The sequence below is a fragment of the Thalassospira sp. ER-Se-21-Dark genome, assembly GCF_017922435.1.
Taxonomy (GTDB): Bacteria; Pseudomonadota; Alphaproteobacteria; order Rhodospirillales; family Thalassospiraceae; genus Thalassospira.
The window spans coordinates 109,774-134,358 of sequence record NZ_VDEZ01000002.1 but is presented as its reverse complement, the minus strand read 5'-3'; the positions used below and the strand labels follow the sequence as shown (position 1 = coordinate 134,358).

The window sequence follows — 24,585 nt, the reverse complement described above, 5'->3', positions numbered from 1 at the left end:
AAAGCTGTTCGAATCCTTGCCAAATGACGCCAACGAGGCCAAATTGGGTCTTAAGACAAAACGGAGCTTGCTCCGAAAAGAGATCGACACAAGAGAGATGGATCGCCTTCTCTGATCTGATGGTTCCAAACAAGACTGGAATCGCTTTAATTTTTGACAAGGGTCAATGCCGTATCTGCCTTCATGGTTGATAAGGGAACCATAAAGACCCGGTCGAACCGGAGGATATGTCCAGAATCAGGTCGCTGATCTGGACGAGACCAGAGCTTTGTGATGCCACGACCAGATACAAAGTCCGTGACACTGCAAAGAGACAGGCGAAAGAAACAAGTATGAATTACAACACCTTCTTCAAAGATGCGCTGTCCGGCCTCAAGGCTGAGGGCCGCTATCGTGTATTCGCCAATCTCGAACGTATTGTCGGAAAATTCCCCAAGGCGCTTTATCACCCCGATAACGGCGAAGCCCCGCGTGAAATCACCGTGTGGTGCTCGAACGATTATCTTGGCATGGGCCAACACCCCAAGGTGCTTGAAGCCATGCAAAACGCCATCACCGGTCAGGGTGGCGGTGCGGGTGGCACGCGCAATATTTCCGGGTCCAACCACCTGCATGTCGCGCTTGAGCGGGAGCTCGCCGACCTGCATGGCAAGGAAGCCGCCCTTCTGATGACCTCGGGCTATGTCGCGAACTGGACGACGCTGTCAACGCTGGGGTCGAAGCTCCCGGATTGCGTAATCATTTCCGACTCCGAAAACCATAACTCCATGATCGAAGGCATGCGCCACTCCAAGGCAGAGCGCCGCATCTGGAAACATAACGACGTCGCCCATCTTGAAGAAATCCTCAAGGATCTCGGGCCGCAACGTGCCAAGATCGTCGCGTTCGAGTCTGTCTATTCGATGGATGGCGACATCGCGCCGATCAGTCAGATCCTTGATCTTTGCGAAAAATACAACGCGCTTTCCTATCTGGACGAAGTCCATGCGGTTGGCATGTATGGCCCGCGCGGCGGCGGTGTTGCCGAACGTGATGGCGTCATGCACCGCGTTGACATCATCCAGGGCACGCTTGCCAAGGCCTTTGGCGTGATTGGTGGCTATATCGCGGCCAAGCCTGAAATCGTCGATTTCGTGCGCAGCTTCGGCAATGGCTTCATCTTCACCAGTTCCCATCCGCCAAGCATTGCGGCGGGTGCACTGGCAGCCGTGCGTCACCTGAAAGAAAGCAATGTCGAACGCCTTGCCCAGAAGGAACGCGCCGATACCCTGCGTGCACGCATGCGCGCAGTCGACCTTCCGGTCATGGACGCGCCAAGTCATATCGTTCCCCTGATGGTGGGCGATCCGGCCATGTGCAAGGAAGCCAGCGACCGTCTGTTGTTCGAACATGATATCTATGTCCAGCCGATCAACTATCCGACCGTCCCGCGCGGCACCGAACGCCTGCGCTTTACGCCGGGCCCGCTGCATAATGACGAATTGATCGATCATCTGATCGACTCGCTCCTGTCGGTCTGGAGCAAACTGGGCATTTCCAAGGTTGCCTGACGCACTTGGCAATCAGAAACTCAAAAAGGCCGGTGGCAAATGCCCCGGCCTTTTTGCTAATCCGCCCTATCTAACGGCCCGCTGCCGGAATCAATGATGTTCCGCCATTTGCTTTCATCGGGCGGCGTCTTATATTGAGGCTGTCTTGCCGGTTTCGCGTCGGCAAAGATAATACTTTGCAATTAAGAACCGTTCGCGTTAATGTCGGACCTGTCATCAAACAGGGACCGCCCATGTATTCGGATAAAACCTTGCTCCCCAAAGAATGTCTCCGCCTGTGCGCACTTGGCACCCTCGCCCTTTCCGAAAAGCCGATCAGCTATGGCGATCTGGCCAACGAGGTGCGCCATTTCATGTCGCACATCATGGGGCCGTCCCTGGATATGATGGGAAGTTCGCTTCAACTGCTCAAGCTTGAAGGGCTGGTCAAGGAAGATACCTCAAGCGGCGGGTTGTCTGATGCGCAATTGAGCCTGACCGATGCCGGGCACAAGAAGTTCATTGAACTGATGCAGGGAAATGTGCGCGATACATCGGGCGAGCTTTCGCGCCTGATCATGGCGCTCAAGATGCGGTTCTTGCACCTGCTTGATCATGACATCCGCACCGAACAGATCGAAATCCTGCAAGACGTCTGCGAACTTGATCTCGAACGTGTGTTGGCCCTGCGAGATGAACACGCAAACGAGGCCGAAAACTTCACCAGTTGGCTTGAAATGGAAGTCAAACGCCTGGAGCAAAAACGCGACTGGCTTAAAAGCCTTTCAGCGTAAACCGTTTTCCCGTTATAGTCGTGATGGATGGCCCGCAGGAAGCAGGTCCAACGTCACAGGCAGGGACGGAAAATGTTGATACGTGAAGAAACCGAAAAAGATATCGCGGCGATTCACGCGTTGCTGGATGGTGCCTTCGCAACTGCACCCCACAGTCAGCAGACCGAACATTTGATCGTCGATGCGCTCCGAAAAAGTGGTCAACTCACCCTTTCCCTGATCGCGGAACAGGACGATGAAATTGTTGGCTGCATCGCGTTTTCACCGGTGAAAATTGATGGCAAAGCCTGCGGTTGGTTTGGCCTGGGGCCGGTTGCGGTCACGCCGGATCGCCAGGGCTTGGGTATTGGCTCCGAGCTGATCCAAAGCGGTATCCGCCATTTGCGCGCCGATGATGCCCACGGCTGCGTCGTGCTGGGCGAGCCGGATTATTATGGCCGGTTTGGCTTTGCGCCCCTGCCTGATCTGAAGCTTGAAGGCGTGCCCGATGAATATTTCATGGCTCGCCCATTGGTTGATGAAATCCCGGCTGGCTTCGTTGAATACGATCCGGCCTTTTACGTCAAACCTGACAGCTAAGAAGTCGTCCAGTCCAGATCGGCACGTCAGTACAGATGCTGCCCACCGGTGACAAAAATCTCTGTGCCGGTGACATAGGTACTATCATCCCCGACCAGATAATGCACCGCGGCCGCCACGTCTTCGGGCGTGCCCATGCGGTTCATCGGAATGCGTGGCACAAGCGCCTCATATTCCGGGGAAATCATATCGGTCTTGATTTCGCCCGGGGCCACCGCATTGACCCGCACCCCAAGCTCGGCAAATTCAACGGCCATTTCACGTGTTAGCCCCGAAAGCGCTGCCTTGGATGTCGAATAGGCCGATCCGGCAAACGGATGGACATAATGCCCCGCGATCGAGGTAATGTTGCAAATCGCCCCCTTGCCCCGGTGCAGTGCCGATGCAAACCCGCGCGAAAGTGTAAGCGGCGTAAAGAAGTTCAGCTCAAACACATCGCGCCAGGCAGCAATATCACCATTCAGGCAACCAAGCCGTTCCTTATAGGGGGTCTTGGGCGACACACCGGCATTGTTGATCAGGGCATGCAACGGATCATCGCCCAGAACTTCGTTCGCCTCGGCAATAAAGGCTTCGACCTCTGCCGGTTTGGAAAGATCGGCACGGATATGGATGCCCAGTGCCGGATCGCGCGGGCAGCTCGGCGGCGGGGCTTCGCGTGAACAGCAAATCACCCGCCAGCCGCGCTTGGCAAAATATCCAACCGTAACATGGCCGATGCCACGACTGGCACCTGTCAGAACGACTGTTTTCGGGGCATTGCTGCTCATTGGTGTACTCACTTCACAAGATATGCACGCAAACAGAATTTTGCTGACTTTCTTATAGCACCACAGGCCCCGCCATCGAAGGAAAAGCCTTGTACTGTAAGATTTTTCTGCAGTCACCGTCGCGATATAGGCTGCGCTACAGGCATTTGGCAAGGGATGCGAAACAGGCTATGTTTTTGCGATTGTATAGATGGGCAAGACCATGTGCAGCCGCTTTGATCTTAACAGCGATATCCGCGCCTTTCAGGTTCAGCTTGGCCTGGAAATGGAAGATATCATTCGCATGCCATTACCTGACGGGTTCAATCGCAACGGACCCGATGACGAGGACGAAGACGCCGCCTTCGACAGCCTGACCGGTACGCGTCGGCCGACCGATCCGATTGCCGTCATTCTGCCGCATCAAAAGGCCGCCATTCGATATTGGGGGCTGAGTATTCCGGGCATGAACAGCCCGATGATCAATGCGCGCGCCGAAACCCTGAGCGAAAAGCCAACCTTCCGGCCACTTTTAAACCGCCGCTGCCTGATCCCGGCAAGCGGTTGGTATGAATGGCGCAAGGACGGCACGGCAAAGCACAAGAACCGGATCACGCTACCCGATCATCAACCGTTTCTGTTTGCTGGTCTGGAAAACGGCCGTGAGGCCACCATCATCACCTGCGCCCCATCGGGCTCAATCGCCCATATTCACAACCGAATGCCGGCTGTGATCGGCCCGAACCATCTGGCGGTCTGGCTTGATCCGCACATGACGCTCGATGATCTGGCATACATGCTGGGTCCGCTTCCTGATCATGTTCTTTCATGGCAGGAAGAAAGGTCGGATCGCCCCAAAACAGATCAGAATACGGGTGCGGATGAGAAAACAAACCAGATTGATCTGTTTTCAAAATAGGCTGCTTGGGCAGGCACGCAGCCTGTCTGGCACAATCAGTCCGTAATTCCGAATAAGATGATTAGTCGCTGTCAACGTCGTTGGCGGCACATGGTGCCGCATTGCATGACTGCAACGCACAGCCAGCTTGACCAGACAACAACGCAGCAAGATCAGGCACACCAACATTCGGATTGTTAAGTTCCTGTGCCAGGTCTTCTGACATCGAAGCGAAATCGATGATATCGCGCAATGACAACATGGGTTTTCCCCTGTCAGACGTTGATTTCCCACAATGCGAAACACCTCGTTTAGGGGCAGGACTGCCCCTGATGGGGTTTCGTCACGTTCTTATTTCTGTAACCCTGTGCCTATTTATCCCGCAACGCAACAAAAAAAGGCGCATCAAAAATGCGCCTTTTCAGTCATATACCATCGGTTAGGTAATATAATTTCGCGATATCAGGCGCTTAAGCAGCCCCTTGGCTTAGTGCATTATCCAAAGCGGCAAGGCACATTTTGCCAACATATCCTGCGTCACACCGCCAAGGATCATCTCCTTGAAACGTGAATGGCTGTACGCCCCCAGAACAATGGTATCGGCACCGCATTTTTCTGCCTCGGAAATCAAGGTATTAGCAACCTGTCCGGTTTCCGTGCTCTCAACCACGGCCGCATCGACTCCGTGCCAGCTGAACTGTTCGGCCAGCGCCTTGGCGCATGCACGGCCATAGGGAACCTCGCCGACACTGACAATCGTGACTTCCTTGGCATTGCGCAACATCGGCATGGCGGATGTAACCGCGCGCGCGGCCTCAATCCCGCCATTCCAGGCGATCATGACTTTTTCACCGATGGTCGCCGGGGTTACTTCTGGGGCCACCAGGATCGGACGCCCGGTTTCCATCAGGGCTGCATCAAAGGTCAGCGATGCGGAGGCTTCCTTGGGATCCCGGCCAATCACCACCAAATCAAAAAGACGCCCGCGACGGGCCACTGTTTCGTCTTCGCGCCCGCTATCCTTGCGCCAGGCGCAGGTCGGCTTGGCGTCTGCGCTCGGTGTGTTGGACTCTTCAATGCCGGCCTCTTTAACGGCGGCGGCAAACGATGCCTTGCCGCTGGCTTCGCGCTTTTCGGTTTCGGTGGTGGCGGCCTGGATCATTTCTTCGATAATCAGGCCTGACATGCCTTCGCCAACAATCGGAATGGCGTCTTGTGGCTCGGCCGCAACAAAAAGCGCCTCAAGATGCGCGTTGAATGACTTGGCCAGTTTAAAGGCCGTCGCCATCACACGTTTGTCGATTGCCGTGCCTGCTACCGGTGCCAGAATGGTGCGAATTGCCATGTTAACTACTCCCGCCTGTCGAACAGGTCATTGAACCTGCCTGAAATACCGACTGATGATGCCTTTACTGCCAAGCAGTCTGAGATCTTTTGCCCCAGCTTTCTTTGTTCAAGATCAAAAATTTGCGAAAGTTATTATTATTCTTATACTTTGTTGGTGTCGGTGGTTGGTGCCAGATCGGTTTTTCTCAATCGACCATGCACAAAATGATTGTAACATGAATGCCAACGATTACGATGACGCTTTAAAGATCGAGATATAGGGTCCAAACTCATTCACATGACCGACCCGGCAACTGATATGAGAGAAAAAGCTGGGAAAAGCCCGCTGAGCGGGGTGATCCCCGGTCAAGGGATTTGACGCAGAAGCTTTCTCTCATATCAGTTGTCCTTTGGATCACCCGGATTTGCACGGGCTATTTTGTCGCAAAACCTTGAAAGATGTAAATCTTCCTGTGGTTTTGCTCTGCATATCCGCACAAATCCGGGTGACCGGGGCGATTATGTGAATGGGTTTGGACCCTACTCTCTTGGGTAGGATACCGGGCATTCAAAGCAAAAATGCAACCTGGTGTGCAGAGTTAAGAACGGGGTTACTCGCGGATGGACTATACGGCACTGCACGAGAATGCACGTGAAGCTGCAGAATTTCTCAAAACGCTCGGCAATGAGTGGCGTCTGCTTATTTTGTGCTCTCTCGGCGACACGGAAAAATCCGTTGGCACGCTGGAAAATGAACTGGGCATCAAACAATCCGCCCTGTCACAGCACCTTGCACGATTGCGCCGCGAAGGGCTTGTAAAAACCCGCCGCGATGCGCAAACGATCTATTATTCGCTGGCCAATCCCGACATCATGAAGATCATCGCTGTGCTGCAGGACACCTTCTGCCCGCCAGAACCCGCAGTCTAAAGCGCACCGATCCAGAATACAAAAACGCACAAGGCATGATCCCCTTGTGCGTTTTTTGCGTTTCGGAGTCTGTCGCCGTTATTACGGAAACAACTTTTGCGTATCCCAGCCGCTATCGGCGTCATCGCGGGTAAACAGCTTGCGGTCATGCAGTCGGAATTTGCCCTCCGCCCAGAACTCGATCCTGTCGGGCACAAGGCGATAACCGCCCCAATGTTCCGGGCGCGGCACTTTGCCAAGGCCAAATTTGGCGGTGAATTCCGCAACCCGTTTTTCAAGATCAAACCGGCCACTCATCGGGCGCGACTGAATGGATGCCCAGGCCCCCAACTGGCTGCCACGCGGGCGGGACGCAAAATATTCGTCTGACTCGGCCGCATCGACCTTGGCAACCTTGCCCTCGATGCGCACGCACTTTTCAAGCGTCTTCCAGTGGAAACAAAGGGCAGCAAAACCGTTCTCGGCCAACTGGTCGCCCTTGCGGCTTTCATAGTTGGTATAGAAAACAAATCCGCGCGGATCAAAACCCTTGAGCAGCACAATCCGCGCCGACGGGCGACCTTGCGCATCGGCAGTCGCAAGCGTCATCGCATCCGGATAGGCAGTCTCGACCTTTTTTGCGTCCGCAAACCAGGTTTCGAACATGTCGAACGGGGCATCGTGGGGTTCATGCCCAATTTTTGGCGCATTTTTCTCGTTCATTGCGAAAGGATTTCCTTTGGCTGATTAAATTTGTTGCCGTCAGGACGACATATTTCGGAACTACGGTGGCAGCAACAACGTTGGATCAATATATATACCCAAAGAATATCGGTTGGGACTGTAAAGACAAGATGGGCAAATTAAACATGAAATTCCGTCAAATCGTTATCCCGGTGGTCATGACCGCCTTTATCGCTGGCTGCGCCCAGGATCAGGGTCAGAAGCAAACGGCCGGCACACTTCTTGGTGCCGTCGGCGGTGCCGTCGCAGGCGCACAGTTTGGCAAGGGCAGTGGCCAGCTTGTCGGTGTTGCGCTTGGTACGCTTGCCGGCGCCTTTATCGGCAGCGAAGTCGGCAAGTCGCTTGACAATGCCGACCGCGCCATCATGGCAAAAAGCACCCAGCGCACGCTGGAAGCCACCCCGACAGGTCAAACCACCACTTGGAACAACCCCGATACCGGTGTTCAGGGTACGGTGACCCCGACCCGCACCTATCAGGAACCGAAAACCCAGGAATATTGCCGTGAATACCAGCAGACGGTGATGATTGGTGGCCAGGAAGAAACGGCTTATGGCACCGCCTGCCGCCAGCCGGATGGCAGCTGGAAAGTCGTCAACTAAGCCTTGCTAAAAATCTGAAATGACAGGCGGTGCGGTCCTTGCGATCTGCGCCGCCTTTTCATATCTGGTCATCGGTTCGGGCGACAAACCCGTCTTAATCTCATTGTTTCGGATCATATGCGGCAAAATGGTTCATCTTTTGCGGCGCATGATCTAATAATGAACACAACGTCCAAATCACATAACGTGCTTTTAGTTTCTGGAACCGGTCAGTAAATGCAGGATCCCTACAAGACACTTGGCGTTGCCAAAAACGCCAGTCAGGAAGAAATCAAAAAGGCCTATCGCAAACTGGCGCGTGAACTTCACCCCGATGTCAATCCGGGCGATGCCAAAATCGAAGAACGCTTCAAAAAGGTATCGAGCGCCTATCACCTTCTCGGTGATGCGGAGCGCCGCAAGAAATTCGACAATGGTGAAATCGACGCCGATGGTCACGAAACCAGCCCGTTTGCCCGTGGCGGCGGACATGCCGGTGGTGGCTTTGGCGGCGGCGATCCGTTCGGCGGCTTTTCCGGCGCCAATGCCGAGGACATCTTTGACGAAATTTTCGGCAAGGGACGCGCACGTTCTGGTGGCGGCGGCTTCGGTGGCTTTGGCGGGGAACGCAAACCCAGAAAGGTCAAAGGCCCGAACATCTCCTATGAGCTGAGCCTTGATTTCGCCGAGGCCATCCTTGGCACGACCAAGCGCATCAATCTCGCCAGCGGCAAAAGCCTTGAAGTCCGCATCCCCCCCGGAAGCGAGAACGAACAGACCCTGCGCCTTAAAGGCCAGGGGATGGCTGGCATGAATGGTGGCGAGGCCGGTGACGCGCTGATCAAGCTGCATGTTCATCCGGATAAGACCTTCCGACGCGAAGGCAATGACCTGCATTGTGATCTGGCAATCAGCCTGCCTGAAGCCATTCTGGGTGGCTCCATTGAAGTGCCGATTGTCGATGGCAAGGTCAATATGAAGCTGCCCGCCAACGCCAACAGCGGCACCAAGCTGCGCCTGCGCGGCAAAGGTGCGCCTTATGACCGGGGCAACAAGCGTGGTGATCAATATGTTCACCTGACGGTCAAACTGCCCGAAGAACGTGATGACGAATTGGTCGAGTTCATCAAGCACTGGTCTGAAAAGCACCCCTACAAGGCGCGCTGATAGATCACCTCGAAGCCGGCATTCGCCGGCTTTTTTCTTGGCCAGTTGGCACCCGGGGTCAGGCCGTGCAAAAGACCCCGCGTTGAAAGGTGCCTGTTAATCCGGTTCCGTGTTACCATATTGTTTTAACGGGCTTTGTCGCAAAGAACGAAACCGATCATAAGGGGCAATATGGAACAGCTCAGCAACCCGGACATCTATTTGCAATGGCTTGAACAGGCAATCGCCTGGATCTCTGCAAATGTCCTGCTGGTCCCGATCCTGATCCAGATTGCTGCCTGCCTGCTTGCCACAATCCCGGCCTTTTTGCTGCGTGGTCGTCTGGCGTCGCTTCTCGCACGCTTGCAGGATTGGAAGCCGCTTTTACCCTATGCCGGGTTTCGACGCTTTGCGCTGGTGCTGCCCAGTCTTGCCTTCCCTCTGATTTTTGTTACTGCCATCTGGGTGCTTGATGCCATCGCCATTCAGGCTGGCTACCGCCATAACATCATCCGGTTGGTGGCAAGCCTTCTGAATGCATGGATTGTCATTCGTCTGGCCGCCGCCATTGTCAATGATCCCGTCTGGTCACGCACCATTGCCACCGTCGCCTGGACGTTGGCGGCACTCAACATTGTCGGATGGCTGGAACCAAGTATCGCAATCCTCGACGGGCATGCGATTGAATTCGGCGAGTTCCGCATTTCGATCTATGGCATCATCAAAGCCGTTCTCTCGCTTGCGGTTTTGCTGTGGGTGGCATCCTTTGCCTCACGCCTGTTTGAACAACGCATCCGCAAGGTCCATCACCTGACCCCGTCGGTGCAGGTCCTGATGGCAAAGCTTCTCAAGCTTGTCTTGCTCTCGATCGCCGTTTTGTTTGCACTTTCGACCATGGGTGTCGATCTGACAGCACTCGCCGTATTCGGTGGTGCGGTTGGTGTCGGGATCGGCTTTGGTTTGCAACGCATTTTCGCCAACCTGATCAGCGGAGTGATCCTGTTGCTTGACCGGTCGATCAAGCCCGGCGATGTCATTGCGATTGGCGATACCTTTGGCTGGATTCAGTCACTGGGCGCGCGTTACACTGCCGTTCGAACCCGCGATGGCACGGAATTCCTGATTCCGAACGAAGACCTGATCACCAATCAGGTCGAAAACTGGAGCCACTCGGACGTCAAGCTGCGCCTGAAAGTCCCGGTCGGCATTTCCTATAACTGCGATCCCCATCTTGCGATCAAGCTGTGTAACGAGGCGGCGGCGAAATGCACACGCGTACAGGACAATCCGGGGCCCAATACCCTGATGCGCGGTTTTGGTGACAACTCTGTCGATCTTGAAATCCGTTTCTGGATCAACGACCCGCAAAACGGTCGCGGCAATATCATCAGCGAAGTTTTGCTCAATGTCTGGGACGCCTTCATCGAACACAATATCGAAATCCCGTTCCCGCAACGCGATCTGCACCTGCGTAGCAGCGATGTACCAATCCGCGTGGAAATGACCCACGCCAAAGCCTCCGGACGCAACGACTAACTTATGATGTCAGTCATGTCTTTCTGATTGATATCGTCTTGTTTTTCGTGGTCCTGATCTTTCTCGATCTGTTCGGGGATTTTGTCTTCGGGGCGCGGGGTATCAAGCAGATCGCCCACCTTCACATCCAGAACCGTTTTGCGTTTTTCTTCGAGCTCGATCAGGCGTTCGCGCATGGCAATCGGCCAGCCGCTATCGGTCTGCACAACCAGCAACCGGTCGTAATCCAGAAACAGACCAAGGCGGCTCATCAGATCCATCAACGAAATCCGCGACAGGTCCCCCGAAAGCAGCCAGCGATGATTTTCGGAACGATCAATCAGCTTTTCGCGCCGCAACGCTGCCAACGCCCAGTTCAGATCACGGCCGCCCAGTTTGACGTCGCGCATCATCTTGCGATAGGTCGGCGGTTTGGCAGCCTCGTGGAAACGATTTTGCAAATATTCCAGAACGCGCAGCACCGCGATGATCCGTTCCATATGCCCCGGCACCGCACCGCGCGGATCGGGAACGATGCCCGCCGCCCGTGCAGCGCGCCATTCGGAACGGCCCGCTGCCACCTGTGCCCCCAGAAGGATCACGATCCAGGTCAGATACATCCACAACAGAAAGATCGGCACAATCGCAACCGCGCCATAAATCGTCTGATAGGTCGGAAACGTCGTGACATAATACGCAAACCCCTTTTTCAGGGTTTCGAACAAAACGGCGGCCACAACGCCACCAACCACACCATCAATAATCACGACCGAGCGGTTCGGCATGCCGATAAACAGCAATGAAAAAGCCACCGCCGACAGAACAAACGGCGCAAGAAACGTCAGTTGACCGATATGCTCGGCAACCGCGTCGCCGCCCACCAAATATCGCATGGCAAAGAAATAGGACGCCAGTGACAGGCTAAGCCCCAGCAACATCGGCCCAACCGTCAAAAGTGTCCAGAACACCACCAGACGCGCCAGAAGTTTACGCGGGCTGGTCACGCGAAAAACATCGTTCATCGCCCCTTCGATGGCGCTGAGCAACATCACCGCCGTCAGGCCAAGCACGATTGTGCCAATCGCTGTCATCTGTCCGGTATTCTGCAAGAAATTGCCAAGATAGTCTGTGACCTGCGCGCCGGTTTCTGGCAGGAAATTGCTCAGGACCACGGTCATGATCTGGTCCTTGAACTGATCAAAAACCGGAAAGGCCGACAATACCGTCAGGGCAATCGCCAGAAACGGCACCATCGCCAAAAGCGTCGTATAAGACAAACCGGCGGCACGCTGTATGGATTTGTCATGGACAAAACGCATACCGGCATAGCGCCAGAATGCGGTTCGATCAGCGAGCAATTTCTGAATTTCGGCCATTAAACGCTTATCCCCACGCATTTTCCGGTTATACTGCACCTGATCGACAAGATAGCGTGCCTGCACACGTTATGACAGGTCAGATTGACCTTGGCCGCGCTTTGTGTAGGATGCGCAAAATGTCTAATGCCTTCTGGGCCGGTCGCGGCTTTTCTTGAATGCCTCTACCTGCCAGAGAAAGAGATCGTGGGAACGAGAGGAAATATGAGCCTGTCCACCGACAATATTTCGGGCCTTATGGCCGGTAAACGCGGCCTGATTATGGGTGTCGCCAACGATAAATCGATTGCCTGGGGCATTGCACGTGCGGCTGCTGCGGCCGGTGCCGAAGTGGCCTTTACCTTCCAGGGCGAAGCCCTTGAAAAACGTGTGCGCCCGCTCGCAGAGTCCGTTGGCAGCAACATCGTTCTGCCATGTGACGTGACCGATGCGGCCAGCATGGATGCCGTGTTCGAGACGCTTAAGGAAAAATGGGGCAAGCTTGACTTTGTTGTGCATGCCATCGGTTTCTCCGACAAGAACGAACTGCGTGGTCGCTATGTCGATACCTCGCCGGAAAACTTTGCGCTTTCGATGAACATCTCGGTCTATTCCTTTACCGCGATCGCACAGCGCGCGGAAAAACTGATGACAGATGGTGGTTCGCTTCTAACACTCTCCTATTACGGCGCAGAAAAGGTCATGCCGCACTACAACGTCATGGGCGTTGCCAAGGCGGCCCTTGAAGCCAGCGTCAAATACCTTGCCAATGACCTTGGCCCGGATCGCATTCGCGTCAACGCCATTTCGGCAGGCCCGATGAAGACCCTTGCCGCATCCGGGATTGGCGATTTCCGCTATATCCTGAAATGGAACGAATACAATTCGCCGATGCGCCGCAACGTCACGCTTGATGATGTTGGTGGATCAGGTCTGTATTTCCTCTCGGATCTTTCGACCGGTGTTACGGGCGAAACCCATCATGTCGATTGCGGTTACCACACCGTTGGCATGAAACAGGCAGACGCACCTGACATCACTGTCCAGAAATCCTGATCTGGGCCTGATACGATTTTGCGGGCTGCCCTGATGGGCGGCCCGTTTTGTCTCTTAAATATTTGAATTCTGGATAATCGGTTATGGCTGGCAACAGTTTTGGAACACTTTTCCGCTTCACCACCTTTGGCGAAAGCCACGGCCCGGCCATTGGCTGTGTCGTTGATGGTGTGCCGCCCCTGCTTGAACTCACCGAGTCCGATATTCAGAATTATCTCGAAAAACGCAAACCCGGTCAGTCGCGCTTTACCACTCAGCGCCGCGAACCTGATCAGGTCAAAATCCTTTCGGGCGTGTTCGAAGGCAAAACCACCGGCACCCCGATCGGGCTTCTGATCGAAAACGTCGATCAGCGTTCCAAGGATTATGGCGAGATCAAAAACCAGTTCCGCCCGGGCCATGCCGATTACACCTATTGGGAAAAATACGGCACGCGCGATTATCGCGGCGGCGGTCGTTCGTCGGCCCGCGAAACCGCCATGCGTGTTGCCGCCGGTGCAATTGCCCGCAAGGTGCTGGGCGATGACATCAAAATCCGTGCGGCCCTGGTCAAAATGGGCACCAAGGAAATCAACCGTGCGAACTGGGACTGGGCTGAAGTTGATAACAACCCGTTCTTCTGCCCCGACCCCGAAGCCGTTCCGGTGTTCGAGGAGTATCTTGATGGCCTGCGCAAGGATGGATCATCCGTCGGTGCGGTGATCGAAGTCGTCTGTTCCGGCGTCCCGGTTGGTCTGGGTGACCCGGTTTATGACAAGCTTGATGCCGATCTGGCCAAGGCGATGATGACCATCAATGCCGTCAAGGGTGTCGAGATCGGCAATGGCTTTGAGGCCGCCGAACTCACCGGCATCGAAAATGCAGATGAAATGCGCTTGGGCAATGATGGCAAGCCTGTCTTTGGCTCCAACCATGCCGGTGGCATTCTCGGCGGGATTTCATCAGGTCAGGACATTGTCGTACGCTTTGCAGTCAAACCGACCAGCTCGATCCTCACACCTCGTAAAAGCCTTGATATCTATGGCAAGGAAGTCGATGTCGTCACCAAGGGTCGCCATGATCCCTGTGTTGGCATCCGCGGCGTTCCGGTGGGCGAAGCCATGGCTGCAATCACGCTTGCCGACCACTTTCTGCGCCACCGTGCACAGTGCGAAGGCTGGAACACCAACAAACATTTCCCGAGCTAGTTTTCGGGCGATATCCTAACGGGCGAATATCGCATCACAACTGGTTTCATGCCGCGTCTAAGTGGCATGAACCCGATATTGCTCAAAACCCTGATCCAACTTGCTGCATCCAACAAAAAACCGGCTCCCAGCGGAACGGTTGGCAGTGACGCGCAGCTCAAAAATCGCATCGTCCTGTTTGCGGACGAAGCAGTCGCCCTGCCCGACTGGGGGATTTCAGGACTGCCCTCCATGATCCTCGGCGCGGCACCGCAAACCTGCCTGTTTGTCAGCGACCTCACTGTCGATGATGACAGCGAGGATAAGAACGACCCGGGCAGTTCCGATAGCAGCAGTGATGACGCGTCCGATGCAACGGCCAGCGGATCGGTATCTTTCTCCCTGACCATCAAGGCCCCGCCTGCCGCCGACAGCAGCCTTAAGTCGCGCACCATTGTCTGGAAGCTGACCTTGCCAGTCGCGGGCTTTCGCGATGTGCAAACCGGCGCCAGCACCCCGCCCGTGCACGCCCCTGTGATCAAAACCCGCATCAAGCTGGGCGGCGTTATCCGTGATGTCGAAATCGGCCTTCTGGAAATGGGCCCACTGGATCAACCGCTTCTGATCGGCAAGGACACGCTCTCGAATAAATTCCTGATCCGCCCCGACCGGCCCGAAGATCAGAAGACACCAACCGCCCCCACGGTTGACCTGACACCGGCACCCGCCGAGACGCCAAAGCCTGACGACAGCAAGACCGGGGCAAGCACGGATAAAGATACCGCCGCAACCCCATCGGATAAGGACACGGAAACTACGCCTGCGGCCACAGATGCCAAGGCATCTGAGGACACCAAACCAGATCCTGACAACAAGGCATCTGACGCTGCCGCCAAGCCAGACACCACCCCGGCGTCTGAAACACCAAATGCGGCACAGGCAAATGAACAGCCAAAGCCCGAGCCAGATGCGGAGGCAAGCGACACTGCCAAACCCGCCCCGGATGCGCAGCAATCCTCAGACGGCACACAGTCGTCCGATGCGTCCGAAACCACTGCGTCGCAGGACACCCAGGCTGCGGCACCCGAAGATGACGGGAAAACGGCCAATGCTGATCCGGCCCAAGACAGCACGTCATCAGAAGACAGCGATAAAACTGAAAACGCGACGGAAGCCGATCCAAACGACAGTTCGAGCAAGTCCGAGGAAGACACCACTACACCAGCGACCCCCGACACACCAACCGCACCAGAAGCGGCAGCAACCAGCGCAGACACCCCGAAAACTCAACCGGCAGAGCAGGAAAACAACTCCGCCTGAAGCAGACCCGAACCCTGAAGCGCCAGACTTCCCTCGCGCCATCCCCTCACGGATGGCGCATTTTTTTTGTCGATCAAAGTAATTTTCGACCAACCTCGACTTGTAGTTTCGCGCTGCGACCACATCTGTACCTCATAACAAAAAAACACGGTCCCAAACGCGGTTGGGAAAAGGCAAAACCAATGACCATCGATCTGGACTTGGCCGGTCTGTCGCGCAGGTCTGCGCTTAAGGGCTGGTTTGCTGCAGGCTCGGCACTTATCGGCAATTCCATTCTTTCACCGGTTTCCTACGCCAGTGACAGAACCCTTCCGGCGACCCCTGCCTGCGGGGAGGATATCGGCCCGACACGCGCCATGACCGAAGGCCCGTTCTATAGCGAAAATCCGCCTGAAAAGCGCAACTTCCGAACCGATACCGGCGGCACGCCAGTAACCCTGCTGGGCTATGTGCTAAACTCGGCCTGCACGCCGATTGCCAATGCGATTGTCGATCTGTGGCATGCGGATGCCGATGGCCGTTATGACAATCAGGGCTATAACATGCGCGGCTATCAGCGCACTGACGGCCAGGGGCGCTATTACTTCGATACCATCCGCCCGGCCGAATATGCCGGACGAACCCCGCATTACCACGTCAAAATCACACCGCCCAATGGCCGAACCCTGACCACACAGCTCTATTTCCCGGATGAACCGCTCAACGAGCTTGATCACCTGTTTGACAGCGCACTTCTGATGAACATGCATCCGGCAAGTGACGGCGAAATCGGCCGGTTTGATTTCGTTCTGGGCTGATTGGCCAGCGCCCACGCATCACGATAACCCGCAGCCTTCCGCGATCAGATCCGTATGAAAAAACGTGATTTTTGGTCTTGCGCCCTCGTGTGTCACGCTTTAATGTTAACAAAGTTAACATAAGAAAATCGAGATACGTGCAAATGGTAAAGTATCACCACGGTGATGTCCGCAACGTCCTTCTGCAACAAGCTGAAAACATCCTGATCGAAGAAGGCCCGGCTGGTTTGTCGCTACGCCGTCTGGCGCGGCTGACCGGTGTGTCGGAAGCCGCCCCCTATCGCCATTTTGACGGCAAGGATGGCATTTTGGCGGCAGTCGCAATTGCCGCCTTTGAAAGATTTGCCGAACAACTTGAAAGTGCTGCGGAAAGTCACCCCGATCACGAAGAACGCATCATGGCACTGGGGGCGGCCTATGTGCAGTTCGCGGTCGAAAACCCGCAGCATTTCCGTCTGATCTTTGGTCGCGAACGCCCGCCACTTGATCAATATCCGGAATTGCGCGATGCCGCCGACAACGCCTTTGATGTCTTGCAGCGCGCCGTCACATCAGTTGATCGCAAGGCCGAAATGACCCTGGCCGAGGCCGCCAGCGCCTATAACCGCGCCCTTGCCGCCTGGAGCCGCGCACACGGCATCGCCATGCTGGTGATTGACGGCATGATCGTGCCGCCCGCCGATCAGGATCTTTCAAGTTTTGTTCTGGGCCTTCTGGCCGAAGACCTGACCATGCCGGTCAACACCACCAAAGCCCCTTAACCCTTAACGGGCAGCCGCCTGTTACCAAACGGAAAATCAGATGGAATACGCAACCGTCAAACTCATACACGTCATTGGCGCCATTCTGTTTTTGGGCAATATCATCGTATCAGCCGTCTGGAAAATACAGGCGGACCGGACCAACAACCCGGTCGTTATCGCCTTTGCCTGTCGCCTGATCAATGTCACCGATCTTGCCTTTACCGCGCTTGGTTCGGCCCTGATTGTGATTGGTGGCATCGGTCTTTTCCACGCGACCGGCATCGCGCTTTCGGATGCCCCCTATCTGATCTATGGCATTGGTCTGTTTGGCATGGCGGCGATGCTGTGGTTGGTGGGCTTGCTCCCGCTTCAGATCTACATGTCAAAGATCGCGGCCAAGACCGTCGCAAACGGCGAAACTGAAATGCCCGTGAGCTACGAGAAATGCCGCAGGCTGTGGAACATGGTCGGGCGGATTGCCATCCTGTTTCCGCTGGGCGCCCTTTACCTGATGATCATGCGTCCCGACTTTTAAGTGGTGGGCGCAACATGCTGCGCCTTCCACCATACGGAAAGCCGTTTTATCTGATTGATCGGCTTTTGGCGCAGACCCTAAGATGCCGCCTAGTTAATAGCATCAAAGAAAACGTCCCGGGAGAAGTCCAATGCTGACCATCAAACGCCTGTCCATTGAGGATGCCTATATCCTGATCGAAGGCGCACGCATCCGCGCCAATGAAATCGGGGTTCCGATGTGCATCGCGATTACCGACGAATCCGGTGTACTGATCGCATTTGAACGCATGGATGGCGGCAAGGTCACCAGCACCACCATCGCCCAGGACAAATCCTTTACCGCATCGGGCGCACGCAAGGGCACGCATGAATATGCCGCGGCCGCCCAACCGGGCAAACCGGCCTATGGCATCGATTCCGAAATTGGCGGTCGCCTGTCGATTGTCGCGGGCGGCCTGCCAGTGTTCGTTGATGGTGAATGCGTGGGCGGTATCGGCGTCAGTTCCGGCACCCCGCCGCAGGATCAGGATTGCGCCCAGGCCGGTATTGATTTCTTCATGAAGAAAATCGGCAAGTAATCTGGTGATGGCGGGTGGAAACCGGGCCTGTTGATCAGGCCGTTTTCCGCCCGCAAATCAGGAATTCAACATTGCCTTCGGGGCCGGTGATCGGGCTTTTGGTGATGCCAAGCACTTCCCAGCCCGGAAGATTTGCCAGCCAGTCGGAAATCGTGTCGCAGACTTCCTGATGCAATTCGGGTTCGCGCACGACACCCTTTTTGCCAACCCGTTCCTTGCCGACTTCAAATTGCGGCTTGATCAGCGCAATCAGATAACCGCCCGCCTTTACCCGCTCCATACTGGCCGGAAGCACGGTACGAAGCCCGATAAAGCTGGCATCGCAAACGACAATATCAATGGCATCGGGGATCTGTTCTTCGGTCAGGTGGCGCGCATTGGTCTTTTCCATGACCACAACGCGGTCATCATTGCGCAGCTTCCAATCAAGCTGCCCCTGCCCGACATCAACGGCATAAACCTTGGCCGCCCCGTTCTGAAGCAGAACATCGGTAAAGCCGCCGGTGGATGCCCCGACATCAACCGCGATAAAACCGGTCACGTCGATCTCGAACTCGGCCAACCCTTTTTCAAGCTTGAGCCCGCCGCGCGACACCCACGGATGGGGCTGTCCGCGCAGCGTAATGGAAATGTCTTCCTTGCACGGCATGCCCGGCTTATCGAGCCGTTGCTCGCCGCTAAAGACATTGCCTGCCATGATATAAGCCTGCGCCTTGGACCGGCTTTCCACCAATCCACGTTCCACAAGCAACTGATCCAAACGTTTCTTTGCCATGAGCGCGTTTTAACGTACCCGCCCAAAAAGGTCACGCATTTGGTGTCGATTTTAAACCGGAATCAGCTGGCCAGCGGTTCGAGGTATCCGCGCGGCACAATCGCCAGAAGATCATTAAGCGACTCACCCTGAACCGCCACATGCTGCTGCATCAGTTTGCCGGCCGTCTCGGCCTCGCCATTGGAAATGGCACTGAGGATATCGGCATGTTCATTGTTGGATTTCTTCACACGCCCCGGACGGTGCAATTGCAGTCGACGATAAGGTGCCAGGCGGTTGCGCACATTCTTGGTCTGGCGTTCAAGGAAACTGTTGCGGCATCCGGCATAGATCGCCTCGTGGAAGCGCACATTGGCCTCGTAATAGGCGTCCGCATCTGCATGATCCTTAAGCCCGTTGCACTCTTCGGACAGTGCAATCAGGTTTTCGATATCCACACGCGGCATACGTCGCGCGGCGAGGCGTGCACACATCGCTTCAAGTTCTGCCATGACTTCGAACATTTCAATCAGTTCGGCAACCGTGATCGAGGCAACAATGGTGCCGCGGCGAGGCATGGTCGCAACCAGTCCCGAACCGGCAAGTGTCTGAAGCGCTTCACGCACCGGCGTGCGTGACACACCGAACCGTTCGCTTAAAGAACGCTCGTCAAGTTTGTCGCCAGGCTTGAGCACACCGGTCACGATATCGCGTTCAAGTTTCTGGACCAGATCGGTGGCAAGCTTTCCGTTTTGCGACATGTGGGACCTCGTTTTTCGTCACTTACTGGTATACCAGAACACATATTCTGGTACCAATCAAAGCCTTTTCGATGCTGCTTTGCGATGATTTCCTGCTGCATTGCAAAAGTTCGGCCCCGGTTTTCCTAAATCCCCCGGCAAATACTAGGGCGCGGATTTGTGGCACTGCAAAATGACGTTCTGGTATACAAAATTGCATGGACAGCATGCCAGAAATCTGTAACGCTTTCTTCCAATGCGAAAACCGCATCAATAATAAGACGCGCAAAAAGCCGTCAAAATGCATTCAAAACGCATGCTTCATCCGGGAGGATAAAGATGAAGATTTTCAAGAAGACTCTTACGGCGTCTGTTGCCGCCATCTCCATGTCTGTTGCTGCCTTTGGCATGTCCGCATCTGCTGGTGCCGAGACGCTCAAACTGTCTCACCAGTGGTCGACCAGCGATATCCGTCACAAGGTTGCACAGATCGTCGCCGATGAAGTCAAAGCCGCAAACGTTGATCTGGAAATCCAGATCTTCCCGTCCGGCTCCCTGTTCAAGGCAAAAGAACAGTGGACCCCGATGACACGCGGGCAGCTCGACATGATCGTTTATCCGCTGGCCTATGCTGGTGGTCGCGTTCCGGCAACCAACCTGACCCTGATGCCGGCACTGGTCAAAAACCACGATCATGCCAACCGCATCAACGAATCCCCGTTCATGGCTAAAATCGAAGAACTCCTGAACGAAGATGGTGTTGTAACCGTTGCCAAGGGTTGGCTGGCCGGTGGCTTTGCCTCGACCAAGGGCTGCATCCGCAAGCCGGAAGACGTAAAAGGCCTTCAGATTCGTGCCGCTGGCAAATCGTTCGAGCAGATGCTTGAAGGTGCCGGTGCATCCATCGCCGCCATGCCGAGCTCGGAAATCTATCCGGCCATGCAGACCGGCGTTCTTGATGCCACCAACACCAGCTCCTCGAGCTTCGTTTCCTATCGTATCTACGAGCAGGTCAGCTGCTACACCCCGGCCGCAGGCAACGCACTGTGGTTCATGTATCAGCCGGTCCTGATGTCGAAGAAAAGCTACGACAACCTCAATGATGCGCAGAAAGAAGCCCTGGCTGCTGCTGCGAAAAAGGCTGAGGAATACTACACCACCGAAGGCCGCAAGCAGGACTCTGACAGCATCGACGTCTTCAAGGAAAACGGCGTTGAAATCGCCGAACTGACCGATGAAGACTTTGCCGCATGGCAGGCTCTGGCCAAGGAAACCTCCTACAAGAAGTTCGTTGAAGAGACCCCGAACGGTCAGGAACTTCTTGATATGGCACTTGCAGTCGAGTGATCGGTTCTTGACGTGAAGTGATGGTGGTGCCGGTCCGTCCGGCACCACCGCATTCCTCAAAATACAAAAAATATAGACCAATACGGTTCCGTCAGAGGAGAACGCGCGTGTCGAACGCCATGTCCCCGCACCCACTTCCGATTGATCTGCCAGACGATTTCACGCAGACACAAAGTGCGTCGCATTCCGTTAAATCAGATATGCCTCCCCCGCCTGATGTCGAGCCGATCGACCATCAAAACGCCATGGCCGCAAACCGGTCCCAGGCGCCAAAGGGCCCGCTTGATGGCGTCATTTCTGCCATCCATTTCCTATCGCGCATTTGCGGGATCGCATCGGCAAGCATGTTTGCCATTGCGATGCTGATCATCTGCCAGCTGGTCTTCATGCGTTATGTGCTCAATGAATCCACCGTCTGGCAGACCGAAGCCGTCATCTTCCTGATGATCGGCGCAACACTGGTCGGCCTGCCCTATGTTCAATTGCTGCGCGGTCACGTCAATGTTGACCTGTTCCCGATGTACCTCAAACGCGGCGCCCGCATGACCCTTGCCATCCTGACCCTGTCATGTGGCATGGCAATCAGTGCCCTGTTTGGCTTCTATGGTCTGGAACTGGTGATCGAGGCCTATGAAGGCGGCTGGTTGTCTGAAACCATCTGGGCCGTCGCACTCTGGAAACCCTACACCGCGCTGCCGATCGGCTTTGGCTTGCTGTTCCTGCAATTCTTTGCCGATTTCCTGTCGCTTATCACCCGCAGATCGACACCGTTCGATATTCGCGACGACATTTCCTAAGGAGGCCGCATCATGGATCCCTTGCTTCTTGCGGCCGTTGTCGGCATCGCAACCACCCTTGTTCTTTTCTCCGGCATTCCGGTCGGTATTGGCCTGCTTCTGGTCAGTGTCGGCTTCATCATCACCTTTGATGGCACCGGATCACTGCCGCTGTTGCCGGAAATCCTGTTCGGCAAGCTCGAAAGTTTCGAAGTTCTCGCCATCCCGATGTTTATCCTGATGGGGGCGGTTGTTGCCTCGTCTCGGGCCGGTGGTGACTTGTATTCCGTTCTCGATCGCTGGCTGACCCGTATTCCGGGCGGACTTGTGATTTCAAACCTTGGCGCCTGCGCGATCTTTTCCGCCCTGTCTGGTTCATCGCCTGCCACCTGTGCCGCAATCGGCAAGATGGGCATCCCGGCGATGCGCGAACGCGGCTTCCCCGATACGGTCGCAGCCGGCTCGATTGCCGCTGGCGGTACGCTGGGCATCCTGATTCCGCCAAGTGTCACCATGATTGTTTATGGCATCTCGACCGAAACCTCGATCGGGCGCCTGTTCCTTGCCGGTCTTCTGCCGGGTCTTCTGGTCACCGCCCTGTTCATGGCCTGGTCGCTCTATTCGACCTGGCGTCAGGGCAACGCCCAGGCCGCCCTTGGTGTTGTCAAATACACATGGAAGGAAAAGTTTGAAATCCTTCCGCGTGTTCTGCCCTTCCTTGTCATCATCGGTGCGGTTCTGTTCGCCCTTTATGGCGGTGTTGCGACACCTTCGGAAACGGCTGGCGTTGGTGCACTGTTCTGCCTGATCACCGCGATGATCGTTTATCGCATGTGGAAACCGGGTCAGCTTTGGAATGTCATGCGTGACACCACCAAGGAATCCGTGATGATCCTGCTGATCATCGGGGCTGCCGGCCTGTTTAGCTACATGCTGTCATCGCTGTTCATCACCCAGTCGATTGCACAGTGGATTTCCGCGCTTGAGGTCAACCGTTGGGTTCTGATGGGCTTCATCAACGTGTTCCTGCTGATCAGTGGCTTCTTCCTGCCGCCGGTCGCAGTCATCCTGATGAGCGCACCGATCCTGCTGCCGGTGATCATCAATGCCGGTTTCGATCCTTACTGGTTTGCCGTGATCCTGACGATCAACATGGAAATCGGCCTGATCACCCCGCCGGTTGGTTTGAACCTGTATGTCATCAATGGCATTGCACCCGATATCCGCCTGCAGAGCATCCTTAAGGGCGCCTTCCCTTACGTGATGTGCATGATCGCAGCGATCATCATTCTGTGCTTCTTCCCGCAGATCGCCACCTGGCTTCCGGAAACCATCATCGGAGGACGCTAATGTCAGGCATGTCTGTCAAAAGCTGGCTTTCAAGCATTGCCGACCGTGGTCGCGAACTGCTTGATCTGCCACTCTCGACCCCGCAGGACCCGCTCAAGCAGCTTGGCGCCATGTGCAAGGACCTTGTTTCGCAAAAGGGCGAGGCACGTGGCACCGCGGCGGCACGCGAAGTGGTGCGGCTTTGGGAAAACCTTCCCGAAGAAGACCATCTGGCCTTCTTCCGGATGATGCAAAATGACTTTAGTGCTGATCGCGCCAAGGTCACCAAGGCCGCCGAGGCCTTTGCCAAGGACCCGTCCGAGGCAAACCTCGCCGTCCTGACCCAAACGTCCGAGCCGATCCGTCAGGAACTGCTGCGCAAGATCAACATGGCGCCGGGTGGTACGCGGGCCATTGTCGATATGCGTGAAACCCTGATTGCGCTTCTGAAAAACAACCGCGACCTTGAACCGCTCAATGCCGATATGCAGCACCTGCTGACAAGCTGGTTCAACCGTGGCTTCCTTGAGTTGCGCCACATTGATTGGGATACCTCGGCGGCCATCCTTGAAAAACTGATCCGCTATGAGGCAGTCCATGAAATTCAGGGCTGGGAAGATCTGCGTCGTCGTCTGGCAACCGACCGGAAATGCTTTGCCTTCTTCCATCCGGCCATCCCCGACGATCCGCTGATCTTTGTTGAAGTCGCCCTCGTGCATGGCTTGGCTGATAGCGTTCAGGCGCTTCTGGCCCCGGAAATCGATGAAAAGGCGCCGGAAACTGCCAACACTGCGATCTTCTATTCGATCAGCAACTGTCAGGCAGGCCTTAAGGGCATTTCGTTTGGCAACTTCCTGATCAAACAGGTGGTCGAGGAACTCAAACGCGAATTCCCGCAGCTCAAGCAATTCGCCACCCTGTCGCCCATTCCGGGCTTCATGGGCTGGCTGCGCACCCGCCAGAAAAGCAAGGCCGACGACGCCGAGCTTGCCGGTCAGGTGCTTGACGGGCTTAGCGAAGACGACTGGATCAACGATCCGATCAAGGTCGCCAAGCTGCAAAAACCGACTTTGGCGCTGTGTGCCACCTATCTTGCCACCTGCAAACGTGGCAAGTCCCCGCTTGATCCCACTGCCCGCTTCCATCTGGGCAATGGTGCACAGCTTGAACGCCTGAACTGGCTTGGCGACACCTCCGAAAAGGGTCTGCGTCAGGCGGGCGGCATGATGGTGAACTACGCCTATCACCTCAATGATATCGAGAAAAACCACGAAGCACTGATGAATGACGGAAAGATCGCCACATCGAAATCCGTCGCACAGCTTGCCGGAATTTAAA

The 24,585-nt window shown here is 55.4% G+C and carries 26 protein-coding genes; 19 read left to right on the top strand and 7 right to left on the bottom strand.

The window, feature by feature from the left end; all coding sequences use genetic code 11:
- Positions 1 to 332: 332 nt before the first annotated feature.
- The 3 genes from hemA to FHI25_RS08265 all read left to right on the top strand — a co-directional run bounded on the left by hemA (position 333) and on the right by FHI25_RS08265 (position 2,902).
- On the top strand, positions 333 to 1,550 hold the full coding sequence (hemA, locus tag FHI25_RS08275) for a 5-aminolevulinate synthase (protein WP_210516717.1): 1,218 nt from the start codon (positions 333 to 335) through the stop codon (positions 1,548 to 1,550).
- 233 nt (positions 1,551 to 1,783) lie between these two features.
- Positions 1,784 to 2,323 carry a hypothetical protein gene (locus FHI25_RS08270; protein WP_008891313.1) on the top strand — a complete coding sequence of 180 codons (540 nt, stop codon included), beginning with the start codon at positions 1,784 to 1,786 and terminating at the stop codon, positions 2,321 to 2,323.
- A gap of 72 nt (positions 2,324 to 2,395) precedes the next feature.
- On the top strand, positions 2,396 to 2,902 hold the full coding sequence (locus FHI25_RS08265; RefSeq protein ID WP_210516715.1) for an N-acetyltransferase: 507 nt from the start codon (positions 2,396 to 2,398) through the stop codon (positions 2,900 to 2,902).
- A 26-nt stretch (positions 2,903 to 2,928) separates the two neighbouring features.
- Here the strand turns inward: FHI25_RS08265 and FHI25_RS08260 are convergent, their stop codons facing one another.
- Complete coding sequence (locus FHI25_RS08260) at positions 2,929 to 3,672, bottom strand: SDR family oxidoreductase (RefSeq protein ID WP_008891311.1); 744 nt, start codon at positions 3,670 to 3,672, stop codon at positions 2,929 to 2,931.
- A 190-nt stretch (positions 3,673 to 3,862) separates the two neighbouring features.
- On the opposite strand from FHI25_RS08260, the gene FHI25_RS08255 reads away from it, so the two are divergent.
- Positions 3,863 to 4,570: an SOS response-associated peptidase gene (locus FHI25_RS08255; RefSeq protein ID WP_246879010.1), complete on the top strand. Its 708-nt coding sequence runs from the start codon at positions 3,863 to 3,865 to the stop codon at positions 4,568 to 4,570.
- A gap of 61 nt (positions 4,571 to 4,631) precedes the next feature.
- On the opposite strand, the gene FHI25_RS08250 is transcribed toward FHI25_RS08255, so the two are convergent.
- Positions 4,632 to 4,811 (bottom strand): hypothetical protein, encoded by a 180-nt coding sequence (locus FHI25_RS08250; RefSeq protein ID WP_210516713.1) that lies wholly within the window; start codon positions 4,809 to 4,811, stop codon positions 4,632 to 4,634.
- 225 nt (positions 4,812 to 5,036) lie between these two features.
- On the bottom strand, positions 5,037 to 5,894 hold the full coding sequence (locus FHI25_RS08245; protein WP_064790082.1) for a universal stress protein: 858 nt from the start codon (positions 5,892 to 5,894) through the stop codon (positions 5,037 to 5,039).
- A 602-nt stretch (positions 5,895 to 6,496) separates the two neighbouring features.
- On the opposite strand from FHI25_RS08245, the gene FHI25_RS08240 reads away from it, so the two are divergent.
- Positions 6,497 to 6,805: a metalloregulator ArsR/SmtB family transcription factor gene (locus FHI25_RS08240; protein ID WP_008891308.1), complete on the top strand. Its 309-nt coding sequence runs from the start codon at positions 6,497 to 6,499 to the stop codon at positions 6,803 to 6,805.
- An 81-nt stretch (positions 6,806 to 6,886) separates the two neighbouring features.
- Here the strand turns inward: FHI25_RS08240 and pdxH are convergent, their stop codons facing one another.
- The gene (gene pdxH / locus FHI25_RS08235) at positions 6,887 to 7,507 is read right to left on the bottom strand and encodes a pyridoxamine 5'-phosphate oxidase (protein ID WP_008891307.1); all 621 of its coding nucleotides are present in this window, start codon (positions 7,505 to 7,507) and stop codon (positions 6,887 to 6,889) included.
- 146 nt (positions 7,508 to 7,653) lie between these two features.
- Between pdxH and FHI25_RS08230 the strand changes: the two genes are divergently transcribed.
- The 3 genes from FHI25_RS08230 (at position 7,654) to FHI25_RS08220 (ending at position 10,791) form a co-directional block, all read left to right on the top strand.
- Entirely contained in the window at positions 7,654 to 8,130 is a 477-nt protein-coding gene (locus FHI25_RS08230; protein ID WP_008891306.1) for an RT0821/Lpp0805 family surface protein, read from the top strand.
- A gap of 216 nt (positions 8,131 to 8,346) precedes the next feature.
- Positions 8,347 to 9,276, top strand: a complete 930-nt coding sequence (locus FHI25_RS08225) for a J domain-containing protein (RefSeq protein WP_210516711.1) — start codon at positions 8,347 to 8,349, stop codon at positions 9,274 to 9,276.
- 171 nt (positions 9,277 to 9,447) lie between these two features.
- Positions 9,448 to 10,791: a mechanosensitive ion channel domain-containing protein gene (locus FHI25_RS08220; protein WP_210516709.1), complete on the top strand. Its 1,344-nt coding sequence runs from the start codon at positions 9,448 to 9,450 to the stop codon at positions 10,789 to 10,791.
- Here FHI25_RS08220 and FHI25_RS08215 read toward each other — a convergent pair.
- A complete protein-coding gene (locus tag FHI25_RS08215) occupies positions 10,788 to 12,146 on the bottom strand; it encodes a YihY family inner membrane protein (protein ID WP_210516707.1) in 1,359 nt (452 codons plus the stop codon). The genes FHI25_RS08220 and FHI25_RS08215 overlap by 4 nt on opposite strands.
- 204 nt (positions 12,147 to 12,350) lie before the next feature.
- Here FHI25_RS08215 and fabI point away from each other — a divergent pair, with 204 nt between their 5' ends.
- From fabI to FHI25_RS08180, 7 genes are all read left to right on the top strand, one after another.
- Positions 12,351 to 13,181: an enoyl-ACP reductase FabI gene (fabI, locus tag FHI25_RS08210; RefSeq protein ID WP_008891298.1), complete on the top strand. Its 831-nt coding sequence runs from the start codon at positions 12,351 to 12,353 to the stop codon at positions 13,179 to 13,181.
- A gap of 83 nt (positions 13,182 to 13,264) precedes the next feature.
- On the top strand, positions 13,265 to 14,368 hold the full coding sequence (gene aroC, locus FHI25_RS08205) for a chorismate synthase (protein ID WP_210516705.1): 1,104 nt from the start codon (positions 13,265 to 13,267) through the stop codon (positions 14,366 to 14,368).
- A gap of 48 nt (positions 14,369 to 14,416) precedes the next feature.
- Entirely contained in the window at positions 14,417 to 15,667 is a 1,251-nt protein-coding gene (locus FHI25_RS08200) for a hypothetical protein (protein WP_210516703.1), read from the top strand.
- 182 nt (positions 15,668 to 15,849) lie between these two features.
- Positions 15,850 to 16,464, top strand: a complete 615-nt coding sequence (locus FHI25_RS08195) for an intradiol ring-cleavage dioxygenase (protein ID WP_210516701.1) — start codon at positions 15,850 to 15,852, stop codon at positions 16,462 to 16,464.
- Between the two features lie 143 nt (positions 16,465 to 16,607).
- Positions 16,608 to 17,225 (top strand): TetR/AcrR family transcriptional regulator, encoded by a 618-nt coding sequence (locus FHI25_RS08190; protein ID WP_210516692.1) that lies wholly within the window; start codon positions 16,608 to 16,610, stop codon positions 17,223 to 17,225.
- Between the two features lie 40 nt (positions 17,226 to 17,265).
- The gene (locus FHI25_RS08185) at positions 17,266 to 17,742 is read left to right on the top strand and encodes a DUF2269 family protein (protein WP_210516690.1); all 477 of its coding nucleotides are present in this window, start codon (positions 17,266 to 17,268) and stop codon (positions 17,740 to 17,742) included.
- Between the two features lie 130 nt (positions 17,743 to 17,872).
- Positions 17,873 to 18,301 (top strand): heme-binding protein, encoded by a 429-nt coding sequence (locus tag FHI25_RS08180; protein ID WP_210516688.1) that lies wholly within the window; start codon positions 17,873 to 17,875, stop codon positions 18,299 to 18,301.
- Positions 18,302 to 18,335: 34 nt separating this feature from the next.
- On the opposite strand, the gene FHI25_RS08175 is transcribed toward FHI25_RS08180, so the two are convergent.
- The gene (locus tag FHI25_RS08175; protein ID WP_210516686.1) at positions 18,336 to 19,076 is read right to left on the bottom strand and encodes a TlyA family RNA methyltransferase; all 741 of its coding nucleotides are present in this window, start codon (positions 19,074 to 19,076) and stop codon (positions 18,336 to 18,338) included.
- 62 nt (positions 19,077 to 19,138) lie between these two features.
- Complete coding sequence (locus FHI25_RS08170; protein ID WP_008891290.1) at positions 19,139 to 19,816, bottom strand: GntR family transcriptional regulator; 678 nt, start codon at positions 19,814 to 19,816, stop codon at positions 19,139 to 19,141.
- Between the two features lie 318 nt (positions 19,817 to 20,134).
- Between FHI25_RS08170 and dctP the strand changes: the two genes are divergently transcribed.
- The 4 genes from dctP to FHI25_RS08150 all read left to right on the top strand — a co-directional run bounded on the left by dctP (position 20,135) and on the right by FHI25_RS08150 (position 24,584).
- On the top strand, positions 20,135 to 21,142 hold the full coding sequence (gene dctP, locus FHI25_RS08165; RefSeq protein ID WP_063087123.1) for a TRAP transporter substrate-binding protein DctP: 1,008 nt from the start codon (positions 20,135 to 20,137) through the stop codon (positions 21,140 to 21,142).
- Positions 21,143 to 21,249: 107 nt separating this feature from the next.
- On the top strand, positions 21,250 to 21,939 hold the full coding sequence (locus tag FHI25_RS08160) for a TRAP transporter small permease (protein WP_210516684.1): 690 nt from the start codon (positions 21,250 to 21,252) through the stop codon (positions 21,937 to 21,939).
- A gap of 12 nt (positions 21,940 to 21,951) precedes the next feature.
- Positions 21,952 to 23,268: a TRAP transporter large permease gene (locus FHI25_RS08155; RefSeq protein WP_008891287.1), complete on the top strand. Its 1,317-nt coding sequence runs from the start codon at positions 21,952 to 21,954 to the stop codon at positions 23,266 to 23,268.
- A complete protein-coding gene (locus FHI25_RS08150; RefSeq protein WP_008891286.1) occupies positions 23,268 to 24,584 on the top strand; it encodes a malonyl-CoA decarboxylase in 1,317 nt (438 codons plus the stop codon). The genes FHI25_RS08155 and FHI25_RS08150 overlap by 1 nt, the downstream gene beginning before the upstream one ends.
- The last annotated feature ends 1 nt before the right edge of the window (position 24,585 follow it).

Excerpts from the sequence above, each read along its gene's own strand:
- FHI25_RS08195 (WP_210516701.1), top strand. The coding sequence starts at position 15,850 with ATGACCATCGATCTGGACTTGGCCGGTCTGTCGCGCAGGTCTGCGCTT.
- FHI25_RS08175 (WP_210516686.1), bottom strand. The coding sequence starts at position 19,076 with ATGGCAAAGAAACGTTTGGATCAGTTGCTTGTGGAACGTGGATTGGTG.
- FHI25_RS08250 (WP_210516713.1), bottom strand. The coding sequence starts at position 4,811 with ATGTTGTCATTGCGCGATATCATCGATTTCGCTTCGATGTCAGAAGAC.
- FHI25_RS08200 (WP_210516703.1), top strand. The coding sequence starts at position 14,417 with ATGCCGCGTCTAAGTGGCATGAACCCGATATTGCTCAAAACCCTGATC.
- pdxH (WP_008891307.1), bottom strand. The coding sequence starts at position 7,507 with ATGAACGAGAAAAATGCGCCAAAAATTGGGCATGAACCCCACGATGCC.
- FHI25_RS08230 (WP_008891306.1), top strand. The coding sequence starts at position 7,654 with ATGAAATTCCGTCAAATCGTTATCCCGGTGGTCATGACCGCCTTTATC.
- aroC (WP_210516705.1), top strand. The coding sequence starts at position 13,265 with ATGGCTGGCAACAGTTTTGGAACACTTTTCCGCTTCACCACCTTTGGC.
- FHI25_RS08180 (WP_210516688.1), top strand. The coding sequence starts at position 17,873 with ATGCTGACCATCAAACGCCTGTCCATTGAGGATGCCTATATCCTGATC.
- FHI25_RS08265 (WP_210516715.1), top strand. The coding sequence starts at position 2,396 with ATGTTGATACGTGAAGAAACCGAAAAAGATATCGCGGCGATTCACGCG.
- FHI25_RS08255 (WP_246879010.1), top strand. The coding sequence starts at position 3,863 with ATGGGCAAGACCATGTGCAGCCGCTTTGATCTTAACAGCGATATCCGC.
- FHI25_RS08225 (WP_210516711.1), top strand. The coding sequence starts at position 8,347 with ATGCAGGATCCCTACAAGACACTTGGCGTTGCCAAAAACGCCAGTCAG.
- FHI25_RS08170 (WP_008891290.1), bottom strand. The coding sequence starts at position 19,816 with ATGTCGCAAAACGGAAAGCTTGCCACCGATCTGGTCCAGAAACTTGAA.
- FHI25_RS08155 (WP_008891287.1), top strand. The coding sequence starts at position 21,952 with ATGGATCCCTTGCTTCTTGCGGCCGTTGTCGGCATCGCAACCACCCTT.
- fabI (WP_008891298.1), top strand. The coding sequence starts at position 12,351 with ATGAGCCTGTCCACCGACAATATTTCGGGCCTTATGGCCGGTAAACGC.
- dctP (WP_063087123.1), top strand. The coding sequence starts at position 20,135 with ATGAAGATTTTCAAGAAGACTCTTACGGCGTCTGTTGCCGCCATCTCC.
- FHI25_RS08240 (WP_008891308.1), top strand. The coding sequence starts at position 6,497 with ATGGACTATACGGCACTGCACGAGAATGCACGTGAAGCTGCAGAATTT.
- hemA (WP_210516717.1), top strand. The coding sequence starts at position 333 with ATGAATTACAACACCTTCTTCAAAGATGCGCTGTCCGGCCTCAAGGCT.
- FHI25_RS08185 (WP_210516690.1), top strand. The coding sequence starts at position 17,266 with ATGGAATACGCAACCGTCAAACTCATACACGTCATTGGCGCCATTCTG.
- FHI25_RS08220 (WP_210516709.1), top strand. The coding sequence starts at position 9,448 with ATGGAACAGCTCAGCAACCCGGACATCTATTTGCAATGGCTTGAACAG.
- FHI25_RS08215 (WP_210516707.1), bottom strand. The coding sequence starts at position 12,146 with ATGGCCGAAATTCAGAAATTGCTCGCTGATCGAACCGCATTCTGGCGC.
- FHI25_RS08260 (WP_008891311.1), bottom strand. The coding sequence starts at position 3,672 with ATGAGCAGCAATGCCCCGAAAACAGTCGTTCTGACAGGTGCCAGTCGT.
- FHI25_RS08190 (WP_210516692.1), top strand. The coding sequence starts at position 16,608 with ATGGTAAAGTATCACCACGGTGATGTCCGCAACGTCCTTCTGCAACAA.
- FHI25_RS08150 (WP_008891286.1), top strand. The coding sequence starts at position 23,268 with ATGTCAGGCATGTCTGTCAAAAGCTGGCTTTCAAGCATTGCCGACCGT.
- FHI25_RS08270 (WP_008891313.1), top strand. The coding sequence starts at position 1,784 with ATGTATTCGGATAAAACCTTGCTCCCCAAAGAATGTCTCCGCCTGTGC.
- FHI25_RS08245 (WP_064790082.1), bottom strand. The coding sequence starts at position 5,894 with ATGGCAATTCGCACCATTCTGGCACCGGTAGCAGGCACGGCAATCGAC.